This is a genomic window from Dermabacter vaginalis (assembly GCF_001678905.1).
Classification (GTDB): Bacteria; Actinomycetota; Actinomycetes; order Actinomycetales; family Dermabacteraceae; genus Dermabacter; species Dermabacter vaginalis.
Genome location: NZ_CP012117.1, coordinates 1,249,690 through 1,273,851, shown reverse-complemented (window position 1 = coordinate 1,273,851; position 24,162 = coordinate 1,249,690). Strand labels below are relative to the sequence as shown.

Annotated in this window: 17 protein-coding genes and 1 tRNA gene; 11 read left to right on the top strand and 7 right to left on the bottom strand. The window is 63.0% G+C overall.

Features of this window, described 5'->3' with window-relative positions; translation table 11 throughout:
* Position 1 precedes the first annotated feature (1 nt).
* The 6 genes from DAD186_RS05525 (at position 2) to DAD186_RS05500 (ending at position 6,694) form a co-directional block, all read left to right on the top strand.
* Positions 2-949, top strand: coding sequence for a site-specific tyrosine recombinase XerD (locus DAD186_RS05525; RefSeq protein WP_065247843.1), 948 nt, complete (start codon positions 2-4; stop codon positions 947-949).
* Positions 950-1,065: 116 nt separating this feature from the next.
* Positions 1,066-1,935: a ParA family protein gene (locus tag DAD186_RS05520; protein WP_065247842.1), complete on the top strand. Its 870-nt coding sequence runs from the start codon at positions 1,066-1,068 to the stop codon at positions 1,933-1,935.
* Between the two features lie 179 nt (positions 1,936-2,114).
* The gene (locus DAD186_RS05515; protein WP_065247841.1) at positions 2,115-2,822 is read left to right on the top strand and encodes a pseudouridine synthase; all 708 of its coding nucleotides are present in this window, start codon (positions 2,115-2,117) and stop codon (positions 2,820-2,822) included.
* Positions 2,819-3,952, top strand: coding sequence for a prephenate dehydrogenase (locus DAD186_RS05510; protein ID WP_065247840.1), 1,134 nt, complete (start codon positions 2,819-2,821; stop codon positions 3,950-3,952). Before DAD186_RS05515 ends, DAD186_RS05510 begins: the two co-directional genes overlap by 4 nt.
* A gap of 45 nt (positions 3,953-3,997) precedes the next feature.
* Positions 3,998-6,196, top strand: coding sequence for a bifunctional cytidylate kinase/GTPase Der (gene der / locus DAD186_RS05505; RefSeq protein ID WP_236886209.1), 2,199 nt, complete (start codon positions 3,998-4,000; stop codon positions 6,194-6,196).
* Positions 6,197-6,208: 12 nt separating this feature from the next.
* Positions 6,209-6,694, top strand: a complete 486-nt coding sequence (locus DAD186_RS05500) for an NUDIX hydrolase (protein ID WP_065247838.1) — start codon at positions 6,209-6,211, stop codon at positions 6,692-6,694.
* Between the two features lie 8 nt (positions 6,695-6,702).
* On the opposite strand, the gene DAD186_RS05495 is transcribed toward DAD186_RS05500, so the two are convergent.
* Complete coding sequence (locus DAD186_RS05495; RefSeq protein WP_065247837.1) at positions 6,703-9,093, bottom strand: hypothetical protein; 2,391 nt, start codon at positions 9,091-9,093, stop codon at positions 6,703-6,705.
* A gap of 113 nt (positions 9,094-9,206) precedes the next feature.
* A tRNA-Pro gene (locus tag DAD186_RS05490) sits at positions 9,207-9,280 on the bottom strand.
* Positions 9,281-9,503: 223 nt separating this feature from the next.
* On the opposite strand from DAD186_RS05490, the gene DAD186_RS05485 reads away from it, so the two are divergent.
* Both DAD186_RS05485 and DAD186_RS05480 read left to right on the top strand, forming a co-directional pair.
* Entirely contained in the window at positions 9,504-9,935 is a 432-nt protein-coding gene (locus DAD186_RS05485) for an FHA domain-containing protein (RefSeq protein ID WP_065247836.1), read from the top strand.
* Positions 9,936-10,060: 125 nt separating this feature from the next.
* Positions 10,061-10,639 carry a MerR family transcriptional regulator gene (locus tag DAD186_RS05480; protein ID WP_065248744.1) on the top strand — a complete coding sequence of 193 codons (579 nt, stop codon included), beginning with the start codon at positions 10,061-10,063 and terminating at the stop codon, positions 10,637-10,639.
* Positions 10,640-10,803: 164 nt separating this feature from the next.
* Here the strand turns inward: DAD186_RS05480 and DAD186_RS05475 are convergent, their stop codons facing one another.
* Together DAD186_RS05475 and DAD186_RS05470 are read right to left on the bottom strand one after the other, a co-directional pair.
* Positions 10,804-11,613, bottom strand: coding sequence for a ParA family protein (locus tag DAD186_RS05475; protein ID WP_065247835.1), 810 nt, complete (start codon positions 11,611-11,613; stop codon positions 10,804-10,806).
* A gap of 5 nt (positions 11,614-11,618) precedes the next feature.
* Positions 11,619-12,575 carry a PAC2 family protein gene (locus tag DAD186_RS05470; RefSeq protein ID WP_065247834.1) on the bottom strand — a complete coding sequence of 319 codons (957 nt, stop codon included), beginning with the start codon at positions 12,573-12,575 and terminating at the stop codon, positions 11,619-11,621.
* A gap of 84 nt (positions 12,576-12,659) precedes the next feature.
* Between DAD186_RS05470 and trhO the strand changes: the two genes are divergently transcribed.
* Positions 12,660-13,541 (top strand): oxygen-dependent tRNA uridine(34) hydroxylase TrhO, encoded by an 882-nt coding sequence (gene trhO, locus DAD186_RS05465; protein WP_065247833.1) that lies wholly within the window; start codon positions 12,660-12,662, stop codon positions 13,539-13,541.
* A 180-nt stretch (positions 13,542-13,721) separates the two neighbouring features.
* Here the strand turns inward: trhO and DAD186_RS05460 are convergent, their stop codons facing one another.
* Positions 13,722-14,447, bottom strand: coding sequence for a queuosine precursor transporter (locus tag DAD186_RS05460; protein WP_065247832.1), 726 nt, complete (start codon positions 14,445-14,447; stop codon positions 13,722-13,724).
* A gap of 29 nt (positions 14,448-14,476) precedes the next feature.
* Positions 14,477-15,145: a TetR/AcrR family transcriptional regulator gene (locus DAD186_RS05455; protein WP_208854247.1), complete on the bottom strand. Its 669-nt coding sequence runs from the start codon at positions 15,143-15,145 to the stop codon at positions 14,477-14,479.
* Between the two features lie 101 nt (positions 15,146-15,246).
* On the opposite strand from DAD186_RS05455, the gene DAD186_RS05450 reads away from it, so the two are divergent.
* Both DAD186_RS05450 and DAD186_RS05445 read left to right on the top strand, forming a co-directional pair.
* Positions 15,247-17,997: an MMPL family transporter gene (locus DAD186_RS05450; protein ID WP_065247830.1), complete on the top strand. Its 2,751-nt coding sequence runs from the start codon at positions 15,247-15,249 to the stop codon at positions 17,995-17,997.
* Positions 17,994-20,585, top strand: coding sequence for a YhgE/Pip domain-containing protein (locus tag DAD186_RS05445; protein WP_065247829.1), 2,592 nt, complete (start codon positions 17,994-17,996; stop codon positions 20,583-20,585). Before DAD186_RS05450 ends, DAD186_RS05445 begins: the two co-directional genes overlap by 4 nt.
* Here DAD186_RS05445 and DAD186_RS05440 read toward each other — a convergent pair.
* Positions 20,582-24,121, bottom strand: a complete 3,540-nt coding sequence (locus tag DAD186_RS05440) for an error-prone DNA polymerase (RefSeq protein ID WP_065247828.1) — start codon at positions 24,119-24,121, stop codon at positions 20,582-20,584. The genes DAD186_RS05445 and DAD186_RS05440 overlap by 4 nt on opposite strands.
* Between the last annotated feature and the right edge of the window lie 41 nt (positions 24,122-24,162).

Sequence of the window (24,162 nt, the reverse complement as noted above, 5' to 3'; positions counted from 1 at the left end):
CATGCCCGAGCGCGCCGGAAGCGGTTCGCGACTCGCAGAATCCTTCCTCACTCATATCCGCATCGAACGCGGCTTGAGCCCCAACACGGTCGCGGCTTATCGCCGCGATCTTCATCGCTACCTCGCCTACCTTCACTCTCGTGGCATCGATGTGCGCGATGTTGATACGCCCACGATTGCGGGCTATGTGGGCTCTTTGCGCGAGGGAACCGCCGAAAGGGCTCCCCTTGCGGCCTCATCCGCCGCGCGATCGCTCGCGTCCATCCGTGCTTTTCATCGTTTTCTCGACGAGGAGGGTGAAGCGCGTACCGGTGACCCGTCGGCCCTGGTGCGAGAAGCCTCCCGTCCGTTGCGTTTGCCGGACGCCCTCAGTATTGCTGAGGTTTCCGCGCTTATTGAGGCGGCGTCGGGTCCCTTCACCGGCCCCTTCGCGACAGAACGCGCCCTGCGTAATCGCGCTCTCGTGGAGCTTCTTTACGGCACCGGCTGTCGCATTAGCGAGGCTCTCGCCCTTGACGTGGATGACACGGGACTCGCCGATGCCCTCGTGCGCGTGCGCGGCAAGGGCGAAAAGGAGAGGCTCATTCCGTTAGGCCGCTTCGCTCTCGAGGCGCTCGAAGCGTATATGACGCGTGCGAGGCCAACTCTTCTCGCGAAGGGGAAAGGCAGCGCCGCGATTTTTCTCGGCAACCGCGGCACGCGCCTCACACGGCAAGCGGCCTTTGCCATCGTCAAAACCGCGGCTGCTGACGCAGGGATTTTGTCGCACGTGAGCCCCCACACCCTCCGCCACAGTTACGCGACGCATTTGCTGGAAGGTGGGGCTGACGTTCGCACGGTTCAGGAACTTCTCGGCCATGCGTCGATCACCACGACCCAGCGTTACACGCACCTTGGAGCCCAAGCACTCCGCGAGATCCACGCGACTTCTCATCCGCGCGCGCTGTGAACGGGCGAGGGTGGCGGCCGTGTTCAGGGCTGCCGGTTAGGATATTGCCCAAGGGTGGTGTGCGCTCTGCGCGCACGAAAACCCCACGAACATCAACGACGTAGGGACAGGTACACGTGACAAAGAGCGAGCTTGATCTCAAGCTGAACTTCGGCCCCACGGGGCGCCCGCTGCCGGAATTTCCCGAGCCAAAGGTGCTCGACTCCCACGGTCCCGCGCGCATCATCTCGATGGTGAATCAGAAGGGCGGTGTGGGCAAGACGACCTCGGTGATCAATCTCGGCGCCGCGCTCGCCGAGCTGGGCCGCAAGGTTCTCCTCGTGGATCTCGATCCTCAAGGCGCTCTCAGTGCAGGCACGGGGATCAACAGCTACGAACTTGATCTTACGGTGTATAACCTCCTTCTCGAGCGCGACCATGACATCCGCGAGGCCATCCAGGCGACGACCACGGAGAACATGGAAATTCTCCCGGCGAACATCGACCTCTCCGCTGCCGAGGTGCAGCTCGTGAACGAAGTCGCCCGCGAAATGGCGCTCGCGCGCGTGCTGCGCCCTGTCGTGGGCGAGTACGATGTCATTCTCATTGACTGTCAGCCGTCGCTAGGCCTGCTCACCGTCAATGCTCTCGCCGCAAGCGACGGCGTGATCATTCCCCTCGGCGCAGAGTACTTCGCGCTTCGCGGCGTCGCGCTTCTCGTCGAGACCATCGAGAAGGTGCAGGACCGCATCAATCCGCGCCTCGAAATGGACGGCATTCTCATCACCATGTTTGACCCGCGCACGCTGCATGCGCGGGAGGTCGTGAGTCGCGTGGTGGAGGCATTCCCTGACAAGGTCTTCCACACAGCGATCAACCGCACCGTGAAATTCCCGGATGCCTCGGTGGCGGCCGAGCCGATCACGACATTCGCCTCGAACAACAAGGGCGCCGACGCCTACCGCCAGCTTGCGCGCGAGCTCATTGCGCGCGGGGCCGCAGCTTGACGCCCGCGCGAGGACGGGGGCGCCGGCGAGGGCGTGGGCCGCAACGGCGTAAAAGCGATTTCACCGCCCCGAAAAATGTTCGGCTCCGAGAGTCCGACGGTACGCCGCGCACTGCCAGCGGCGATCATTCGCAGTCGCCGTCGGAAGGCACCGCCAGCGACGGGGAGCGCCTTCAAAAGGTGCTCGCGCAGGCGGGGTTCGGTTCGCGCCGCGCATGCGAAGCTCTCATAGCGCAGGGCCGTGTGGCGGTCGGTGGGCACACCGTTCAGGAACAGGGCGTGCGCGTGGATCCACGCTCGGCGGTGATTCACGTCGATGGCCGCCGTGTGCAGCTCGACGAGAAAAAGCTCACCGTCGCACTCAATAAGCCTCGCAAGGTCATGAGCGCGATGGAAGATCCGCAGGGGCGCCGAACGCTCGAGGAGTTTGCGCAGCGCTACCCCGTGCGGCTTTACCACGTGGGACGGCTGGATTACGAAACCGAAGGGCTTTTGCTGCTCAGTAACGACGGTGAACTCACCCATCGCCTCACGCACCCGAGTTTTGAGGTTTCAAAAACGTATGTGTGTCGTTTCGACTGCCCGGGATCCTTCCCGCGATCGATTCTCGCGAAACTGCGTTCAGGGCTCGATCTTGATGACGGCCCCGCGAAGGCCGATCGCGCGAGTCTCGTCGCGCATGACGGGAAAGAAGCGATCGTTGAAGTCATACTTCACGAGGGGCGTAATCGCATCGTACGCCGAATGTTTTCCGCCCTGGGATATGAGCTGACGAGCCTCGTGCGCACCCGCATTGGCCCGGTCGTGCTTGCTGATCTTGCCCCGGGCGCCACGCGCGAGCTGACGGCGAAAGAGCTCGGAACCCTCATGGCGGAGGTCGGTCTGTGAGTACCGAGGCGGAGCGCGAAACTATCGCGCTCGAAGGTCCGATCCTCGTGATTGGCGCGGGACTTATCGGCGGCTCGATCGGCATGGCGCTCGCGCATGCGGGTCTTGACGTTCTCGTGCGCGACTCGTCGCCGGGCACCACGCTTCTCGCGTGCGAGCTGGGCGCTGGACGCCAGGAGGAGCGCGACGATTCACCCCAGCTCGTTGTCGTCGCGACGCCACCAGATGTTTCCGCCCGGATCGTTCTCGAGGCGCTCGAGGAGTTTCCCGAGGCATGCGTGCTCGACGTGGCAAGCGTGAAGCAGCACATCGCCGAGGAGATCCTTGCGGGAGCGAGGGCGCGAGGGCTTGATTCCTCGCGTTACGTGGGGACGCATCCCATGGCGGGCCGTGAGGTCGCCGGGGTGGTCGCGGCCCGTGGAGACCTGTTCCGGGGGAGGGCCTTCGTTGTCGTTCCGACGCCGGCTACCTCGCCACGAAGCTACGCTCTCGCAAAGCTGCTCGGAATCGAACTGGGTGCGGCCGTGGTCGAGATCGACCCCGATGCGCACGACGAGGCCGTTGCGTATGTTTCGCACGTGCCGCAAATCGTTGCGAGTCTTCTCGCAGGCCGGCTCACGAGCGCGAGCGAGGCCGCCCTGGGGCTCTCGGGTCAGGGACTTCGAGATACGACCCGCATTGCCGCGAGCGATCCGCGACTGTGGGTGGAAATTCTTTCGGCAAACGCCGGGCGCATTGCCCCTATTCTCCGCGCCCTCGGCGAGGATCTTGCCGAGCTCACGCGAGCCCTCGAGGTACTGAACGAGCCCGACCCGCAGCCCGGGTCGCGGGCACGTATTGCCCGGGCCATCGCCTCGGGAAACGACGGCGTGGCGCGCATCCCCGGTAAGCACGGCGGGGGAGCGGAGAATTTCTGCAAACTCACGGTTCTCGTTCCCGATGAGCCCGGTGAGCTGGCGAGACTTCTGGGCGATATGGGGGAGGAGCAGATTAACCTCGAGGATTTGCGCCTTGAGCATTCGCTTGGGCAGCGCGTGGGCCTTGCCCACGTGAGTGTGATGAGGGCCGACGAACAGCGGCTCACTGCGATGCTAGAAAAGAGAGGTTGGGCACGCGCGGGCACCGAGTGAAGGCGAGCACGCCGCGCGCGAGCAACCCACCATTAGGGTGAGAAAATGACCAGCGACAGGGGAGGTAAAGGCATGAACGGCGTCACCATCGCGATCGATGGCCCCGCAGGCTCGGGGAAGTCCACGGTGTCGAAAGAGGTGGCACGCGCTCTTGAAGGCGGCTATCTCGATACGGGTGCGATGTATCGCGCGGCGGCGTGGTCGTGCCTCAACGAAGGGGTTGACCTCGATGACCGCGAGGCCGTCACGCAGCACGTGGCGGAGTTCGACCTCGTGATGTCGACCGACCCCGACGAGCCCTACATTTTCGTTGAAGGCACGGAAATTTCTGAGCAGATCCGCAGCGAGGAAATCTCAACATGCGTGAGCCGCGTTGCGACGAATACCGATGTGCGCGCGATCCTCCAAGAGCGCCAGCGCGCTGTGCTCTTCCGCACGGCGAATACGGAGGGCTTCTGCGTCGCTGAGGGCCGGGACATCACGACCGTCGTGGCGCCGGACGCCGACGTTCGCGTGCTCCTCACCGCAAGCGCCGAGGCGCGCCTGAAACGCCGCGCCGGCCAGTTGGGACTCGAGGAGTCGGAAAGCGTGCGCGAGCGTATGCGCGACCAAGTTCTTCGTCGCGATGCCGACGACTCGACAGTTTCCGAATTCACCGAAGCGGCCGAAGGCGTCGCCCTCATCGATACGACCAACCTCGGTATTGACGATGTGATCAACGCGGTTCTCGAGCTCGTTCCCGGTATTGAGCTCGTGGACGACGACCTTGAACTTGAGGAGCCGCACGACGCTCACGACCTCGAGTCGCTCGGTGATGAGGCCCGCACGGCCTCGCTGCGAGCGGGCCTTGAGGAGTACGGCCTGGACGAGGACGATCAACACCTCCTGACCGAGGAGTACGCGCCGATCGCTACCGCCGAAGACGAGCGCATGCTTCCCGTGCTCGCCGTCATTGGTCGACCCAACGTTGGAAAATCCACCCTCGTGAACCGCATTCTCGGTCACCGCGAAGCGGTCGTCGAAGACACCCCGGGCGTGACCCGTGACCGCGTGTTTTACGAGGCTAATTGGGCGGGACGCGACTTCATGCTCGTCGATACGGGCGGCTGGGAAGACAAGGTTGAGGGAATCGCCTACCGCGTGGCCGAACAGGCTGAACTCGCGATTGGGCTCGCTGACGCCGTCATGTTCGTCGTCGACGCGAACGTGGGCATCACCCACACCGACGAGCAGCTCGTCAAGGTGCTTCGCCGCTCCCAAAAGCCCGTGCTTCTCGTCGCGAATAAGGTCGATGATCAGCGAGGTGAGCTCGAAGCTGCCGCGCTATGGAACCTTGGCCTCGGTGAGCCGCATCCGGTCTCCGCGCTGCACGGTCGGGGCTCGGGTGATGTGCTGGATCGCATCCTTGAAATCCTCCCCGAGGATGGGCAAACGCGCGCGAAACCGAGTGGGCCTCGCCGCGTCGCACTCATCGGCCGCCCCAACGTGGGCAAAAGCTCCCTGCTCAATAAGCTCGCGCGGGAAAATCGCGTTGTCGTGGATTCGACAGCGGGCACAACGCGTGACCCCGTTGACGAAGTCATCGAACTCGACGGCCGTGAATGGACGTTCGTGGATACCGCTGGCATTCGCCGCCGCATCCGCCAGAGCGAAGGCGCCGACTTCTTCGCCTCGATCCGTACCCAGGCCGCGCTTGACCGCGCCGAAGTTGCCGTCGTTCTCCTTGAAGCCACCGAACCGATCTCGACCCAAGACCTCAAGATCATCGACATGGTGCTCGAGTCAGGCCGCGCCCTTGTGCTCGCATTCAACAAGTGGGACCTCCTCGATGAGGAGCGCCGCGCACAGCTCGAATGGGAAATCGAGAAGGATCTCTCCCACGTGCGATGGGCGCCGCGTGTGAACATCTCCGCGCTCACGGGGCGCCACACCGACAAGCTTGTTCCAGCGCTCGACCTCGCCCTTGAGTCGTGGGATACGCGCATCCCCACAGCGCGTCTCAACGCCTTCCTTGGAACGCTCGTGGCGGCGCACCCGCACCCCCTGCGCGGCGGGAAGCAGCCTCGCATTCTCTTCGCCACACAGGCGCGCACGCGGCCACCGCGCTTCGTCATTTTCGCCTCGGGATTCCTCGAACACGGCTACCGTCGCTTCATCGAGCGTCGCCTTCGCGAGGATTTCTCCTTTGACGGCTCGCCCGTGGAGATCAGCGTGCGCGTGCGCGAAAAGAGAAAGAACCGTTAGAGGGGAGAGAACGTGCCCGCGCCCGACTTTGTGATTGCTCTGCGTGAAAAGATCGGCCACGACCACCTGTGGCTCTCAGGCGTCACGGTCTTCGTCTTCAATGAGGAGCGCACGCACTGTCTTTTCGTGCAACGGGCCGACAATCTGCAGTGGACTCCCGTCACGGGCATCATCGATCCCGGGGAGGCACCCGCACGGGCGGGGGTGCGCGAAGTTCTCGAGGAAACGGGATGCACGTGCGAAATTGAGTTCCTCTCAAATGTGGGCACCGTCGGACCCGTCACCCACCCTAATGGCGACCGCGCGAGCTATCTCGATCTCGCGTTCGTGGCAACCCACGTGGGCGGCGATCCCCATCCCGCCGACGGCGAAAACCTGCAGGCCGCATGGTTCGCGATTGGCGAGCCTCCCGCGCTCAATAAGCGCTTTGCACAGGGTTTCCGCCACGCACTCGCCCAGATGAAAAGCGGCGAGCACGTGACGAAATTCGAGCGTTAACGACCCTCTCAGCGCTCGCGTGCAGGGCGTTCAAACACGACCGCCATCGGCGTTTGCTGCGACCCCTGGCCAAGCGGATTATCAGCGAACTGCGCCTCGTAGTGCGCGCGCTCCCGGGTGGCAGAAAGACCAAGGACGTTCCGCCCAATGTCGTTGGCATCCATGACGACCACGCCGTCGAAGGTCTCGGCAAAACGCGCGGGAACAACGTCGCGGATCACACCCACGAGATGCTCCGCGACCTGATCCGGATCCTTAGGCGGGAGCTTCGCCGACACATTCGACGGATACACCGAGTATTCGGTGGGGCCGTCGATCGCCCGCACATCGGCACCTGCGAGTTCGTAGAACACTCCTCGCTTGCCTCGCAGTTTGCCAAGTGCGCCGAGGGCGGCCGCATAGGTGATGCGCGCAAGCCCCGCCTCATTGATCGCGAGCTGCATCGTTACCGGGTCACCGAGACCGATGCCCGCGGGTGTACGGGTCACAAACTTTGACAGTTGCTTCGCGGCGAAGGAAGGTTTGATCTCCCAAACAAACCACGAGCGGCCCTGCATGATCGCAATGATCTTTTCCGAGACCGTGAAATTCCATCGGCGTCCTTCGGTCGCATGACGATCATCGTCGGTGCCGCGTTCGTCGAGCTCCTGAAAGAAGCCCTTCACGTAGCCGGCAATCTCCTCGTCCATACGGGATTCCTTCGAGAACTTCTCCGTTTGGATGGGATAGCGGCGAGCGACGACGTCGCCATCGAGCGCAAGGTCGAGCTGCTTACCCGCGTTCGCCGTGAGCGGCGTGTGGGGATCCGGCGGGAGCGACTGGCCGTTATCGTCGGCAAGGAGTGCGGAGTCCTCCCACTCGTGTTGCTCTCGAAGATCATCCGCGTCAAAGAAGAGGCGCGCCCACAGCTCAGCGCACGCGAAGCGCCAAAGCTGACCGGCGCTCAGGCTCGGACGACCATTGATGTGCGCGTCATAGGCCTTGAGAATCTCCGCCTGGTTGAACCAGCCGCGCGTGCCAAAGGATTGCGACGAAAACAGCGCAAAGTACGTGCCCTTGAGGCGCTTGAACCACGCGGTTTCACGCTCACCGTCGGTGAGAGTGGTCCCTTCACCATGCGATACATCAGCGGCTGCTTCGATCAGGGATGGGCGCGCTCCCGCACCGAATGCAGTGTCATCGAGAGACGCGTAGAAACGAAGAAAAGCGCGATCGGTGAACGGTGAGCACACCGCAACGCCCGAGCCGAAAGCCTGTGCGGCCTTAGCTCGTTGCTCTGCTTCGACGCTCCCCGCATAGCCGAGCGGGGCGAGCGGGCCCGCATATTCGGGAAGCGGCTCGGGTGCGACCCTTTGACCCGCATGATCACGGCGCAGTGCAGAGCCGAGAAGGGATGCTGGAACGGCTTTTTCGCGCCGCCGGGCGGCAGCGAACGCGCGCGAGAGAACCGACCGGTGGGCTCTTGCGGGAGCGCGAAGTGCGCGAGCACCGTAAGAATCGATCGCGAGAGAACGGCCCTCCTGCCGACATGCGTGCAGGTGAAGCCACATAAAGTACGAGGTGAGCGACGTGGGCGGTTCTTCGAACACGCGAAGCATACGCGGAAGATCGTTCTTCAAACCCTGAGGGGTCGCCCTCACTTCACCCTCGTGCCCCGAATCGAGCTCAGGACCGCCCGTAGAAGCGCTGAGAGAAAGCGAGTCAAGGGGTGCATGAGAGGCCCGAGCGGCGCCGTCCAGGGCAGCCGCGGCGACGGGATCCACGGTAGTGAGAAGAAGTGCAGCGCTTTCGCCTGCACGGCGTGCGACCGCATCGCTGAGGCGCGAGCGAAACTCCTCAACGCACGTGTGGTCGGCGCGTCGTGGGTTCGAGGGAACCGAGAAAAACTGGTCCTTTTCCTTCGTCAACACGGTGCGTTCCACTTCGCCCCGCGAAATACGCACAACCTCGCCCGGAAGCACACGGGAAATCCCTGCGAAAAATGTCTCGACACCGCGGCGGTCTTCGCCAAGAAGGTACTGTCGCACCACATCGAGGTGGGGTTCGCACGGAAGCTCGGCCTTGTCGATGATGGTCGCAATCGACGTCCCGAAAGCTACGCCCGCCGAGGTCTTTGCGTAGTACAGAGGCCGCGATCCAAGGACGTCCCTCGCGAGCACGAGCGAAGAGTCCGAGTCGCGAAAGGCCACCGCGAATTCGCCGTCAAGCGTGGCAAGCCCTGAAAGACCTTCAGACTCGATAATGCGCATGCAGGCGTCGGAACCCGAGGCGCCCGAAAGGGTTTCTTGCGAGCCGACCGGGAGAACATAGCCCTCGAGCGCACAACACTCGCTACCGGTACCCTCGGGCCACGCCTTAGTGTCTCCGTCAAAGGACACATGACCGAAAAATGTGGACATCGCATCAACCTCCGTAGGCCTCATTCAGCCCTCGACTATAGGGCAGTCACATAAGGGTGAATATAAAGAAAATGGGCGAGACACCCATGAGATGCCTCGCCCATTTATCCGCGTCGGGCTGACAGGATTTGAACCTGCGACCCCACGACCCCCAGTCGTGTGCGCTACCAAACTGCGCCACAGCCCGCGGTTTTCGACCCTGTCAACTATAGCGGAGGTGCATGCCGAAGCGCGAATTCAGGAGGGTGAGGCGCGCCACGCCCAAAATTGGTCAAGAGGAACTAAAGGGTTCGCAGCGATCGGCCAAAAAACGCGGGCTTGCCCAAAACAACGTGCCAAAATAGATGCGGAAGCAATGAACTCTCATGCCGTTTTGTGCAATGGGTGAGCGTGGAAAGAAGGTCTGTGTCATGAATGAACACATGTTTGACTCGAACCCCGAGCAGACCACGAAACTCTCTCCGATCGACGGCAGGGTCGAGTTCACGGAGGATGCCGAACACGGCCTATCCCCGCAGGATCGCCAAGCCGTCGAAGCTCTTCCGGCAGGTACGGCACTTTTGATCGTGCGGAAAGGCCCCAATATGGGGGCCCGTTTCCTCCTCGACTCTGAGAGTACGGTGGCAGGCCGTAACCCGAAATCGGAGATTTTCCTCGACGATGTCACGGTGTCCCGCAAGCACGCCACGTTCGTGCGCGGCGAAGGCGGCTTCCTCGTCCTCGACATGGGCTCTCTTAACGGCACCTACGTCAACCGCGAACTTACCGACGAGGCGCGCTTGAACAACGGCGACGAGATCCAGATCGGCAAGTACCGCTTCACCTTCTTCACCCCCTCGTGAGGGGCGGCACGCAAAAAATTCTCGCCACATTTCGGCGCGTTTAATCCCGGATGCGTATCCGGGTGGGTATTCTGTCGTCGAGACTTTCTCCCTTCCCCGACACGAAAGTCCATCTGGAGGCAACCGTGAGCAAGCGCGAAAGCACCTTTGGTGCACAGAGCACCGTCCCGGCGACCGAAGCCCAGGGCGTCCTTTTCGACGATCTCGTTGATACGCCCGGCGAACTCGGCTACCGCGGACCGGCGGCATGCAAAGCGGCAGGCATCACGTATCGGCAACTCGACTACTGGGCGCGCACCGGCCTCGTTGAGCCGAGCGTGCGTTCCGCAACCGGATCGGGCTCGCAGCGCCTTTACGGCTTCCGTGACATCCTCGTTCTCAAAGTGGTCAAGCGTCTCCTCGACACCGGAGTTTCGCTCCAGCAGATCCGCGTCGCCGTGGATGCCATGCGCGCACGCGGAGTGGAAGACCTCGCGCAAATCACCCTCATGAGCGATGGTGCCTCGGTGTATGAATGCACGAGCGCCGAAGATGTCTACGACCTCGTCTCCGGTGGCCAGGGCGTCTTTGGTATCGCGGTTGGTCGCGTGGCCCGCGAGGTCGAGACCGATCTCGCCATTCTTCCGAGCGTTGACCCGCAGCACGATGCAGCGGAGGCTCTTCGAGACGAACTCGCCGCACGCCGTGCGCGAAAGGCAAGCTGAGGCCTTTCCCCTCGGCGCTAAGTCGTACCTCAAGTTTCCTCGTTAACTCACGCCCCTTTTCGCACGTCACGTCGGGATCATCGACATGCGGGAGGGGCGTCAGTTTTTCATGACAGAGGGGAGCCGGCCGCGAGGTTGGGCGACTCCCATGCCACAGCCTGGGCTTAGGAATCCTGGCGTGAATCCATAATCGTCGCGAGTAAACGATCGAAGTCGTGAGTGAGCTGTTTTGCGCTCGCACCTTCGTACTCGTGAAGAGGGATCGCGCCGCCCTGAGCCTGCTGAAGGCCTACTCGTTCTTCAAGAACCGGCGTGAGCACGCGGTCGCCAAACAGTTCACGCAATTCATTGAGGCGGAACTGGTGCTCGACGCTGCGAGGGCGATACCTGTTCACAAGGATGCCAAGCGGACGTAGGCGTGGCGCGATACCGGTTTCGTGGAGCTCATCAGCGAGTTTGAGAGCGCGATCGGCGGCCGACACCGCGAAAAAGCCAGGTTCGGAAACCACGATCGAGCGATCAGAGGCCGCGAGAGCCATTTGCGTGAGACCGTTGAGAGAAGGCGGGCAATCGATCAAGACGATGTCGTAGTGGAAGGATCGCTTGTCGAGGGCTTCGCGCAGGCGCCGAACGCCACGGCGGGCGAGCGCGGGGGAGTCCAAACGCGAGGACCGGTGGCTTCCAGGGATGATGTCGAGGTGGCTCGAAGCGGAGGCCGTACTTTCCTCGCGCTGAACCCACGGTGTTTGAACGATAGCTCGATCGACGGTCTCGGTGCGCGCAGACGCAATCACTTCAGCGATATCGGGTTCGCCGCCAGGGTGTCCAAGAAGACCGAGGGTCGTATCTCCCTGAGGGTCGAGATCCAGAACGAGGGCATTGACGCCCTGGTTGAGGGCGGCGGATGCGAGGCCGAGAGTGACGGAGGTTTTTCCTACGCCACCTTTGAGTGAATATACGCTGACGACAAACACGAAATTTAGCCTACCGAATCAGGGCCGCGGTCATCGCTTCGTCCGTCCGTGTTTTCCGGCTCATCAGAAATTTCCTTGAGGAAGTCCTCGACTTCGTCGGTGAGCTTTTCGGCGCCAGGCAGGGGAGTGTCGGTGCCGGGGGAGAGGTGCTGCACCATCCCGTCCATGCGCGAATAGTTTTCCTCAAACCCTTTGATGAGAGAGGAGAGCTGCTCATTTTCCGCTGCGCTGTGGTCAAGCGCCTCGCGCACCTCGGCGATTTTCTCTTCGAGTTCCTTTGTGGGCGTGAACGCCGGACCGCCCTCGATGTCAAGTGCCGTGAACAGTGCAGGGAGCGCGGGGTAGTACTCGATTTCATGTGCATAGGACGGCACATGGGCGGCGAGCCCAATGATGGGGTGACCTGCTTCAGCCATGCGAACGATCAGCAGAGCGGGGAAGGAGGCCCGCATCTCGATCGTGCCGGGGAACGGGCTCGCAAGAACGAGGTCCTTGGGGTCGCCGGCGTAGCGGCTCACGGCCACGGGTCGTGTGTGCGGTGTTGCGCCGGGGAAACTCGTGGCAACAAGGGTGCGCGTCACGCCGAGCTGCTCAACGATAATGCGCACGGCGTGCGCAACGCGTTCCCATTGAAAGTTCGGTTCGGGACCACTGAGCAGAAGGAAGGGCTTCTCGCCCTCGGGCGTGACCTCACGAAGTGTCAGCGCAGGGGAGGAGTACCCGGTGAGATGATCCTGGTCAAGGGAGATGGGAGGGCGTACAGCGGTGTAATCGATGACCTGATCGGAATCGAACGTGCCCACGAGGCGGTTCGGATGATTCGCCGTGATGAACTCGTCGAGTTTCTCCTGGACACGCCCGGAGTCCACAAACGAGCCGAGAGTCACGACGAGCGTGCTCGCGTGGAGCGAACGCGAGTCGACATCGCGCTCATAGGTGAAGAGCGTGGTGGGATCGAGCACGAAAACCTCCTAATGTGCACGGCTAATGCTTCCTTGAACGCCAAGTCGTCGGAGAGTTATTCCTCGGCAGATTAGACTTGTGACGTGGCCGTTCACAAAATCGTTCTCTTCTATGTTTTCACTCCGCTCGCCGATCCGGAGGCAGTGAAACTCTGGCAGTTTGCCCTCGCCGAGTCGCTTGGCCTCAAAGGGCGAGTGATCATCTCGAAAGATGGCATCAACGCGACCGTCGGAGGTGAGATCGGCGCTGTCAAGCAGTACGTCAAGCGTACGAAGGCCTACGCGCCATTTCACGGAGCCGACATTAAATGGTCTGAGGGAACTGGTGCTGACTTCCCGAAGCTCTCCGTGAAGGTTCGAGAAGAACTCGTGACCTTCACCGTTCCCGAGGAAATTAAGGTGGGTGCCGAGGGCGTGATTGGCGGGGGAGAGCACCTAAGCCCAGAGGCTTTGCATGCGCTCGTGGATTCTCGCGGAGAAGAGGTTGTCTTTTTCGACGGGCGCAACCGTATGGAGGCGGAAATTGGGCGCTTCCGCGGGGCGATCGTGCCCGAAACGGAAACAACGAGAGACTTTGTGGGCGAGCTTGAATCGGGGATGTATGACGACCTCAAGAACCGCCCGATCGTGACGTACTGCACGGGCGGTATCCGCTGCGAAGTTCTCACGGTTCTCATGAAAAATCGCGGCTTTACGGATGTGTACCAGCTCGACGGCGGAATCGTTCGCTACGGCGAAAAATACGGCAATGACGGGCTGTGGGACGGTTCGCTCTACGTGTTTGACGGCCGTATGCACATGGAGTTCGGTGACGGCGCGGAATCTCTCGGGTCGTGCGTCTCGTGCGGCGAGAAAACGCCGGTTTACGTCAACTGTGAAAATCCCTCGTGCCGCACGCAATTTTTGCGGTGCGAAGCGTGCACGGACAAGGGGCTTGCCCCTCATTGCGGCGCGTGCGGAGCCTAGGGGCGCGATTTTCGTATCCGGTCGTGGTGCTGGTGTGCGGGGAGTGGGTCCGACGGTAGATCGGCAACCGTCGGACTGAAGTGGGTGGCGCTCCCAGCGTTCACTTTACATAACGTACATTATCGGCGTAATACGTGTGGCGAGGCGGAACTGCGCCGATGCCTATAACCTCCACAACCTCTATGCAATTCGCGTGAGGGCTTCTTGGTAGCTAGGCTCAGCCTTTTTGAGTCGTGCGATCACGTGAGCCGTCACGGGAATGGCCGCGTATTGCACGATGACCTTGTACAGGAAGCCGAAGGCCGTGTAGTTGAGCCATTGGCCGACTGTCGTGATCCCAAGCACCGGCGCGGCAATCGTGCAGAAAATCATCGTGTCAACCAGTTCGCCCGTGCCGCTTGACATGAGTAGTCGAGCGACGATGCCAGGCTCGCCCGTGCGGCGCTTCATTCGGCTCACGATCAACGAGTTGAGCGTTTGACCCGCGAGAAAACCGCACAGCGAGGCAAGAACGATTTGCCATACCGGCCCGATCGCCAGCTCGAGCGCTCCCTGTTTCGCAACTCCGTAATCGTCATCGAAGCCCGGAAGCCAAATGATCACGGCGTAACACACGACCGCGAAAATATTGAGCGCGAAGGACGTCAGGATGGCGCGGCGCGCAGCACTCGGTCCATACAGCTCGGTGATGATGTCGCCAAGGATATAGGCAAGAGGAAAAAGAAAGAACGCCGCGTCGGTAATGACGAATCCGATCGTGACGCCCTTGGCGGCGCCAATGCCGGAAATGACGACGACGACCGCCATGAGTGCGCTCAAAAGGTCGTAATGCGAATTTCCTCGCGTCGCGTACGCGGCCTTGCTGCGCGACTTGGTGTTTGGTGAGCCCGTGGTGTTTTCTCCCATGCGCCTACCTTAGAGCCGCTTCGCCCTCCTCATTGCTTCCAAGGCACTGCGGGAGCGTGTGTGCCACGTCCTTCAACGAAGGCATCAAGGATCGCTTCGAGAATGCGGGAGGTGTCTTCCTCGAGTCTCTCCCCCGTGGCGAGTTCAGCGACCATGCGGTTGAGATAGACCCCGAGAAGTGTTTCCGCAAGTGTTTCTGCCGGAACGGTGAGGGTGATCGGGTATCTCGCCGAAAGCTCTTCGAAGATCTGCGCGATCCCCGTGATAAGGCGATCACGCTCGCGCCCGAGGTGTGTACGAGCGTCGATGTTTTGAAGGGAGAGTGACACGGCCTCGGTGTGCATGAGGTACCAGGCAAGGCCGAGCGGACGAAGTGACTCGAGGGACTCGAGAAGATCTGGTTCGCCGGCGCTTTCAGGGGCGCTGCTCCCCTGGTCTTCTGCATTCGGGAAGGGCTGCGTGGCCGCTAGCGCCCGCGTCGTGACCTCGGTGAAGGCCTCCCAAAAGACCTCGTCTTTCGAGGAAAAGTTTGAATAGAAAGCGCCGCGCGTGAAGCCCGTGGCCCGAGTGAGGTCATCGACCGTGGCCCCCTCAACGCCCTTTTGCGTGAAAACGTCGATGGAGGCGTCGACGAGCCTTCGGCGGGTGTTCTCCTTGGATCGCGCCGGCTGCGCGCTCTCCGAGGCTGTGACGTCCACGATATTGCTCCTGTTGGCCTTACGGGTCCTACTCGAGACATCTTAGTATCGAACTCGATACGAAAGTGTATTCAGTGTCTCGAGAGTAGCGAGGAGCATTCGTGTCATCGACCCTGTACCGCCTCGGCCTCAGCGCCGCACGCTCGCCCTGGAAAGTTCTCGGCACGTGGTTCGCGATCATCCTCCTCGCCGCCGCCGGCGCGCTCACCCTCGGGAAAGGCCTTGACGACGCCTTCAGCATCCCCGGAACCGAATCTCAAGAAGGCCTCGACTCCCTCGCCACGCGCTTCCCGCAGCTCGGTGGCACGGGTGGCCAGATAATTTTCGTCAGCGAAGACGACTCCCCCATCACCGCCCACGAGGACCAGATCATCAAAGCGATGGACCGCGCCCGCGAGGTCGAGGGCGTCGAAACCGCAACAAATCCGTTCGACAAGGACATGCCGGGCGAAAAAAGCGAGGACGGCACGGCCATCATCGCGAACATCCAGCTCGACCCCGAGCTCGACGTCGTCCCCAAAGAAACCTTGAACGGGCTCACGGACATCGTTGACGACACAACTCACACGAGCAATGGCCTCCACGCCTACATCGGTGGTCAGGTCACGATGACCCCCGAAATGGGGATGAGCATCATGGAGGTCCTCGGCGTGATCGCCGCCCTCATCGTGCTCAGCATCGTCTTCCGCGCAGTGCGCTCCGCCTTCATTCCCATCGTCACTGCGATCACGGGCATCATCGTCTCGATGATCGTCATGTTCATGGGCACGAGCATCTTCACGATCTCCTCGGCAACCCCAACTCTCGCCCTCATGCTGGGCCTCGCCGTGGGCATCGACTACTCGCTCTTCATCGTCTCGCGGCACCTCGACCAGCTTCGAAGCGGTCTCGACCCGTATGAATCCATCGCGCGCGCAACCGCCACGAGCGGTAGCGCCGTCATCTTCGCGGGCCTCACGGTCGTGATCGCCCTCGTGGGGCTGCTCATCACCGGCATCCCCTTCATCACCGTCATGGGTGTTGTGTCCGCAGTGGCGGTCGCGTGCAACGTGCTCGCCGCGCTCACGCTCCTGCCCGCAATCCTTGGACTCTTCGGCGAGAAAATCCGCCCCAAACGCCAGCGTCAACGCACCGCCCAGCAAGCGTCGGACCCCTCCACCCGCGCTGCCCGCACTCCCCTGCTTGAACGCTGGGTGCGCGCCGCCATTCGCTTCCCCCTCGTGACGATCATCGTGGTCACGGTGGGGCTCGGCGCGGTGGCCATTCCGTTCAAAGACCTCGAACTTGCGCTTCCCGACCAGGGCACGGAAGATCCGGGCTCCTACGGTCGCGAAGCCTACGACATCGTGGCCGAGAAATTCGGCGCGGGCCACAACGCGACGATCATGCTGACCGCCGACATTATCAACACGAAGGATCCGCTCGGCGTCATGGATGAACTCGAGCGGGACGTTCTCGCGATCGACGGCGTGGACAGCGTGCAGATTGCGACCCCCAACATGGGCGCCGACATGGGCGTCGTTGTGCTTCGACCTACCGAAGGCCCCACCTCAGAGCTCACCAAGAACGTCGTGGACACCCTCCGCACCGATGCGCCTCAGTGGGAAAAGGACCTCGGCATCTCCGATATCAAGGTTACGGGTGCCACCGCCGTGGCGATCGACATTGCCGACCGCCTCGACAAGGCCCTCCTTCCCTTCACAATTTTTGTCGTGGGGCTCTCCCTCGTGCTTCTCGCGATGGTGTTCCGAAGTATCTGGGTTCCCCTGAAAGCAGCCGTCGGCTTCCTTCTCTCCGCGGGGGCTGCTTTCGGCGTGACCTCCATGGTGTTCACCTACGGGTGGGGCGCGGACCTCCTCCAAGCGAAAGCCACGGGGCCAGTGATTCCATTTTTGCCGATCATGACACTCGGCGTACTCTTCGGCCTCGCCATGGATTACGAGGTCTTCCTCGTGACGCGCATGCGCGAGGAGTACATGCATACCCGCGATCCTCGCCAGGCCATCATTAAAGGGTTCACGGCATCGGCGCCCGTGGTGATCGCGGCCGCGGCAATCATGATCTTCATCTTTGCGGGTTTCATTCCCGGGTCGAAGTACATGATTCAGCCGATCGCTCTTTCCCTCGCCGTCGGCGTTTTCGTGGATGCTTTCGTTGTGCGCATGACGCTCGTGCCCGCCGTTCTCGCCCTCCTCGGCGATCGCGCGTGGCGATTCCCTGCTGTTCTCGACCGCCTCCTCCCCCACCTCGACGTTGAAGGCGAAGGGCTAGGAATTGCCCTGGAGCACCGCGAGTGGACGGCGGCGAACGGCGCCAGCGCGCTGCGGCTTCGCGACGTCGAAATCCCGCGCGTGAGCGGCCGCGGAACGCTCGGCCCACTCTCCGGGGCTCTGGCCCCCGGGTCCATCACGCTTCTCGCAAGTGAAGACGCGGACGCGCGCGCAAGCGTCCTCGCACTTTTCTCCGCGCGCCTCGAGCCCTCAACCGGCACACTCTTCGTACACGATCGTCAGGTTCCCGGCGAAACGGGAGCGGCGCAAGCACACGTTGAGCTTTACCCCGAAGGCCGCGGTGGCACATGCGGCCAGGCGCTCGTGCGAGAACGCGACACGCGGATTGTTGTCATCGCATCCCTTTCCGACCTTCTCGAAGCAGGCGACACGGCGCTTGACCGACTCGAACTGCTTGCCTCACACGGAACAACAATCGTCATCGGCGTGGACGCCCTGACTGAGGGCTTTGCCGAACGTCTGCGGGACCCCGCACGCGTCGAGGTCCTCCCCCTCGCACACCTCGTCACCGACCACACCGATCCCCTGCCACTACACACGGATGCGGAGGCATACGCATGAAAACCCTCGCTCGCTTCCCGAAAGCCCTTCTCGTCGTTGTGCTCTTGCCGCTCCTCGTGGCGGGGGTCGGCATATGGGCGCTCAAAGACCGCGCGTCGGGCTTCGAAAATGTGCCCGCAGCCGTGGTCAACCTCGATGAGGGAACGGAAATGGAGGTGGACGGGCACACGCAAACCGTCCCCTTCGGAAGGCTTCTCGCGGGGGCGCTCACGCAGCCGGGCACCATGGAGGGAGATGGTTCCGACGGCAGCTCGGTAAACCTCGACTCCACGGGCTTTGATTGGCAACTCACGACGCAGAAAGACGCCGAAGCCGGACTCGAGGACGGCACCTATTCCGCGGTCGTCGTGATCCCCAAGGACTTCAGCAACAACCTGGGAACCATGGGCAAGACCGATGCTCGCCAGGCCACCGTGATCGTCAACACGAATGACTCCTCGGGCATGCTCGACTCGATGGTGGGCCAGGCCATTACCCAGGTCGTTGCGAGCGAGTTCAACGGAACGATGACAAAGCAGTACCTCGAGGGAATGTACGTGGGCTTCAACAGCCTCAAAGACGGCTTCACCAAGTCCGCCGATGGCGCAGGTGAACTGTCCGACGGTGCCCACGAACTCGCCGACGGCGCGAAAGGCCTCGACGACGGCGCCGGTAAGCTCGCCACAGGAATTGACGAACTGAATGGCGGCGTGGTCTCGCTCGACGACGGTGCGGGGAAACTCGCCGATGGCGTGCGCGGTCTTGATCAGGGAACGAAGAAACTCTCCGACGGTGCACACAAACTCGCGGACGGCACGGGCGTGCTTGCGTCCGGAACGGACGGGCTCGCCGGTGGCGCGCACGACCTCTCGACGGGCCTCGGTGCGCTTTCCGATGGCGCACATAAGGTTTCTGGAGGTGTTGCCCAGCTTGCCGACGGACTCAACGGCACCGACGCGCAGCCCGGGCTTCGCCAGGGCGCCGAAAAGCTCGCGTCGGGGGTCAATGGCGACGGGAGCGCGGAAAATCCCGGACTCGCGGGCGGCGCGCAGCAGCTGGCGGAAGGCCTCGAGCAGTACGCTTCAGGACTCCCCCAAGCCCAAGAGGGACTCACGCAGGGTCTTCAGCATGGTATCGATCAAGCATTCGACACGGGGCGCGACGGTCAACCGGGCTTCGCGGAATCGATGAGCACACTCGCCGCGAGCTGTACGGAACTCGAACAGGCCTTTAGCGCTGATCCTCGCCTTAGCGGGGACCCGCGTGTCTTGGGTCTCGACGACATGTGCGGCGGGCTCACCCAGATGAGCGAGGAAGGCGTGAATGGCGTGCGATCAGCACTTTCCGAGCAGGTTGTTCCCCAGGCCGTCGACACCGTCTTCGAGGGGGACGGGTCGCGTGAGAACCCGGGCCTTACGCCGAGCGCGCGAAAGCTTGCCGACGGCGCATCGGCCTCCGCCGACGCCGCTCCGCAACTCGTGGACGGCATCAATCAGCTGAACGGTGGGATCGCGAAGCTCGGAGATGGTGCGGCGCAGCTGGCCCCGGGAGCGGCGCAAGTCGCTGATGGCATCGATGCCTCTCGCGACGGGGCAACGCAGCTTGCCGATGGCGCCGGAAAGCTTTCGAGCGGCGCAGCCCAGGTCGACGAGGGTGCCAAGGGACTCGCGGGAGGGACGAGCGAGCTCGCCTCGGGCACGGGGCAGCTTGCCGAGGGTGCTGATGGGCTTGCGAACGGCACATCCAAGCTTGCCTCGGGCACCGCGCCTCTCGTGGAGGGCGCACATGGCCTCGCCGACGGCACCACTCAGCTTTCGGACGGCACTCGCGGCCTCGCGGACGGCAGTGGCGAACTCGCGAGCGGCCTTCGGGACGGCGCCGAGGAAGTCCCGAGCTATTCCGAAACTGAACGCAAGCACCTCTCCGAGGTGAGCACGAAAGCCGTGACGCTTTCGACGACGCGCGAAAACGAAGCCGATGGCGGCGCCGTCGCGACGTTCCCCTTCGTCGCGGCACTCGGCCTGTGGCTTGGCGCCTTCGGGATTTTCCTCGTGTGGCCGGCGCTTCGTGAGAGGTTCCTCGATTCGGCCCGTCCCATGTGGCGGGTGGCTTTGCGGTCGCTTCTGTGGCCGCTCGTCGTTGCCGCTTGCCAGGCGCTCTTGGTGATCGGCTTGCTCGTGGCCTTCGGCGTGCCCGTGGCGTCGCTTGCCTCGGTGGCCGCCATTACGGTAGCCGCGGCCCTGTGCTTCGCGATCGTGCATCAAATGCTTCTGACCGTGTGTGGTGTGCGAGTGGGGCGAGTGGTGTCAATCATCGTCCTCGTGCTTCAAGTCGTTGCCCTCGTGGGGATCCTCCCGCTCGAGAGTGCCCCCTCGCTCTTGCAGTCCCTCACTGCATTCATGCCGCTCACCGTTGCATCCCAGGGTCTCGTGAGTGCTGCCCTCGGCGGTGCGATCGTCTCGACTGGAACGACTCTCGCGGAACTCGCCCTCTTCGCCGCCGTGAGTTTTGCCCTCACGCTCGTGTTCTCGCGCGGGGCACGCCGAGTGAAGCCTTCCTCGGCCCCGCGACAGGCGCCGAGCATAGGGGTTGCACGGGCCGCGGGCTAGCAAAAGTTCCTCGAGGTCGTGGTCGCCTCGAGCGACTGCGGCTCGACGGCATCGGCGAGGAAACTGACAACGCCGTCCTCGTTGCGCTCGACGAGGCCGCGCACGCGAACCGCGGGCGCGGTACGAAGAAGTGCCCTGTTGGCACTCCAGAAACCGTGCGAGCACACGACGTTGAGGATGCCCGTTTCATCCTCGAGACCAAGGAACGTGATGCCCGTGGCGGTCGCGGGTCGCTGGCGATGGGTGATTATGCCGGCCGTCCACACACGCGTGCCATGCGCGACTTTCTTGGCGTCCTCGATGCGAAGCACACCCCCCTCGCGCGCGCTTTCGCGGGCAAGCGTGAACGGGTGGCGCGCGGGGGAAACTCCCGTGGCCCACGTATCGGCGGCCACGAGCTCGGCGTCGCTCATCCCAGGCAGCGTCGGGGCCTTCTGCGCGAATGCGAGTCCGGGGATCATCCCGGGCTTCACGGCTCCCGCCGTGCCCGCGCTCCAGAGGGCGGCGCGCCTCGAAGGCGCGAGTGCGTCGAGCGCCCCCGCCGTGGCGAGTGCCTCGAGCTGACGTGTATCGAGGCCCGTGCGGTGCGCGAGATCCGCGATTGAGCGGAAGGGTGCGCGTGCGCGCTCCTCACAAATCTGCTTTGCGAGCGTGCGGGAGATCCCTCGCACCGATTCGAGCCCGAGCCGGATCACGGGGCCACTCGTCGCCTCACTCCCCCGTACCTGTGGTGGGTGGGCGCCGTCGTGCGCCTTCGCGCGCGCAGCGAAGGTATAAGCCGCATGCTCGGCATCGAGCTCCAGGTTCGCCCACGCGTCGCTGCGGGTGATGTCCACGCCCCTCACCTCAACGCTGTGTCGGCGAGCGTCGGCAACGAGGGACTGCGGCGAATAAAAGCCCATCGGTTGGCTCCGAAGGAGCGCGGCCGTGAATGCCGCGGGAAAGTGACATTTGAGAAACGCGCTCGCGTACACGAGATAGGCGAAAGAGTACGCGTGTGACTCGGGAAAGCCGTAGCTCGCGAACGCGAGGATCTTGCGGTACACGAGTTCGCACTGTTCAGGCGTAAGGCCGTTTGCGGCCATGCCCTCAAACATCGATTCGCGCATCGCGGCCATTTTCCGTGTCGAGCGTTTCGATCCCATCGCGCGGCGAAGCTGATCCGCCTGCGACGGCGTGAAGCTCGCGAGGTCGATCATCATCTGCATGAGCTGTTCTTGGAAGAGCGGCACCCCGAGAGTGCGGCCGAGGGATTTTTCGAGAAGCGGGTGGAGGTAGGTGACATCTTCTGCTCCGGAGCGCCTGCGCAGATACGGGTGGACGCTCCCACCCTGGATAGGACCGGGGCGGATGAGTGCGACCTCGACAACGAGATCGTAAAATTCGCGCGGCTTGAGGCGTGGAAGAGTCGCGATCTGCGCACGAGATTCGACCTGGAACACGCCCACCGCGTCTCCGCTGCACAGCATGTCGTAGAGCGCGGGGTCCTCTTGCGGGATGCTCGCGAGGGTGAACGCTTCACCGTGAACGCGCGCGACGATCTCGAAGGCGTGATCGAGAGCCGTGAGCATACCGAGGCCGAGGAGATCGAACTTCACGAGCCCCGCATCGGCGCAGTCGTCTTTGTCCCACTGCACGACGGTTCGGCCCTCCATGCGTGCGTGTTCGACCGGGACGACATCGATCACGGGACGATCGCACAGCACCATTCCGCCCGAGTGAATGCCGAGGTGGCGCGGGGCATCGCGAAGCTGAGTCGCGAGGTCTTTCACATCGCGTGGAATGTTCGCATCGCTCAGCGAAGAGAAGGAACGTTCGATTGTTTTCGCGTACGCATCCTGCTGCCCCACGCTATAGCCGAGCGCGCGCGCCGCGTCGCGTACCGCGAGCCTCGCCTTGTAGGAAATGACGTTCGCGACCTGCGCGGCGTTCTCGCGCCCGTACCGCTCGAAAACATACTGAAGGACTTCCTCTCGCCTATCGGCGGCAATGTCGACGTCGATGTCCGGAGGGCCGTCCCGCTCGGGTGCAAGGAAACGTTCGAAGAGAAGTCCGTGAAAAACGGGATCGACCGACGTGATGCCGAGGCAGTAGCACACGGCGGAGTTGGCGGCGGAGCCCCTCCCCTGACACAGGATGCCATGGGTGCGGCAAAATTCGACGATGTCGTAGACGATGAGGAAGTACCCCGGAAAGCCCAGATCAGTGATGACACGAAGCTCGTGGTCGACCTGCTCCCACGCCCCCTCAACACGGGGATTTTCTCGCGGGCCGTAGCGTTTCTCGCCGAGGCGCTCGGTGAGGGATCGAAGCCAGCTTTCCTCACCGTGCCCCTCGGGGGTGGGGGCTGGTGGAAGGTTGGGGGCGGCGAGTGAAAGATCGAAGGCAAGCGTTGACGCAAGGCTCGCGGCGGTGGTGATCGCGCGCGGATAGCGCGGGACGAGCTGGGTGAGTTCCGCCCCGCTCCTGAGATGGGCAAGCCGCGAGGGGAGGTAGGGGTCGGCGTCGGCGAGGCTTCGCCGTGCGCGAAGCGCGGCGTGGGTGTCCGCAAGGTGCTTATTCTCCGGGCGTGCGTAGTGCGCGTTGGTGGTGAGAGCAACGGGCAGTTCGGCTTCACTTAGGCCGTGCTCTTCGCGCACGATGCGCGCGCCTTGAGCGAGGGCGTCGTGAAGCTCTGATTCGAGAGCCTCACCCGTGAGCGGAAGCTCGATGATCACGCGCGGCGGCCGAGGCATGTGAGAAGGCACGGCATCCCCCGCGTGGAGCATTCCGGTTGCCTGGAGCGCAGCCTCGATTCCTCGCGCGGCAGCACATGCCGAAGCCTCCATATCCCCTTGCGGCAGAACCGCTAGAGCCTCTTGCACAAAAGGTGATTTTCGGCAGCCCGTGAGCGCGACGACATCCCCGCTCGCGAGGGCCTCCCGCACAGCTTCGAAACGATAAAGCGGCTCGCCCTTGCCGGGACCGGCGAGATGTGCGCGCGCCATAAGGGAAGAAAGCCGCCTATACCCCGCGATTCCGCGAGCGAGAAGCACGAGGTGTTCACCCTCGGGGTCGGCGCTTCCCGTCCGGGCGGCGCTCGCAACGGCGGGATGAGCCGGCGTGGCGGTCGAGGACTCCCCCGTGAGGGCAGCCGTAAACCCCGCGGGAAGCGTGAGCTCCGCGCCGTAGACGGTGGGAAGCGAAACTTCGGACGCTGCCTTCATGAAGCGAATCGCCCCGTAAAACCCATCGTGATCGATGAGGGCCAGACCGCGAAGCCCAAGCCGAGCCGCTTCCTCAACCATGTCCTCGGGACTCGAAGCTCCGTCGAGAAAACTGAAGTGTGAGTGTGCGTGGAGCTCGGCGAAGGGGATCTCGTGCCTACTTCCCGCCTGGCGAGGGCGTGTTTGCTCTTCGCCCTCGCCGCTATGCTCAGGCTTCTCGCCTACCCCGGTACGGATGACGCGCACCGTGGGGCGCACGGGTGTGGGCCGATCACTGAGAACCGCCTCGAGATCGCGCCACGAGGGCGGCCCTAGAAACCATTTACTCATGCCCGCCTCTTTTCTTGCGATCCCGCTTCCCCGCGCTGTAC

Coding starts and splice junctions, on each gene's coding strand:
- DAD186_RS05525 (WP_065247843.1), top strand. CDS start 2: ATGCCCGAGCGCGCCGGAAGCGGTTCGCGACTCGCAGAATCCTTCCTC.
- der (WP_236886209.1), top strand. CDS start 3,998: ATGACCAGCGACAGGGGAGGTAAAGGCATGAACGGCGTCACCATCGCG.
- DAD186_RS05495 (WP_065247837.1), bottom strand. CDS start 9,093: ATGTCCACATTTTTCGGTCATGTGTCCTTTGACGGAGACACTAAGGCG.
- DAD186_RS05485 (WP_065247836.1), top strand. CDS start 9,504: ATGAATGAACACATGTTTGACTCGAACCCCGAGCAGACCACGAAACTC.
- DAD186_RS05460 (WP_065247832.1), bottom strand. CDS start 14,447: ATGGGAGAAAACACCACGGGCTCACCAAACACCAAGTCGCGCAGCAAG.
- DAD186_RS05445 (WP_065247829.1), top strand. CDS start 17,994: ATGAAAACCCTCGCTCGCTTCCCGAAAGCCCTTCTCGTCGTTGTGCTC.
- DAD186_RS05440 (WP_065247828.1), bottom strand. CDS start 24,121: ATGAGTAAATGGTTTCTAGGGCCGCCCTCGTGGCGCGATCTCGAGGCG.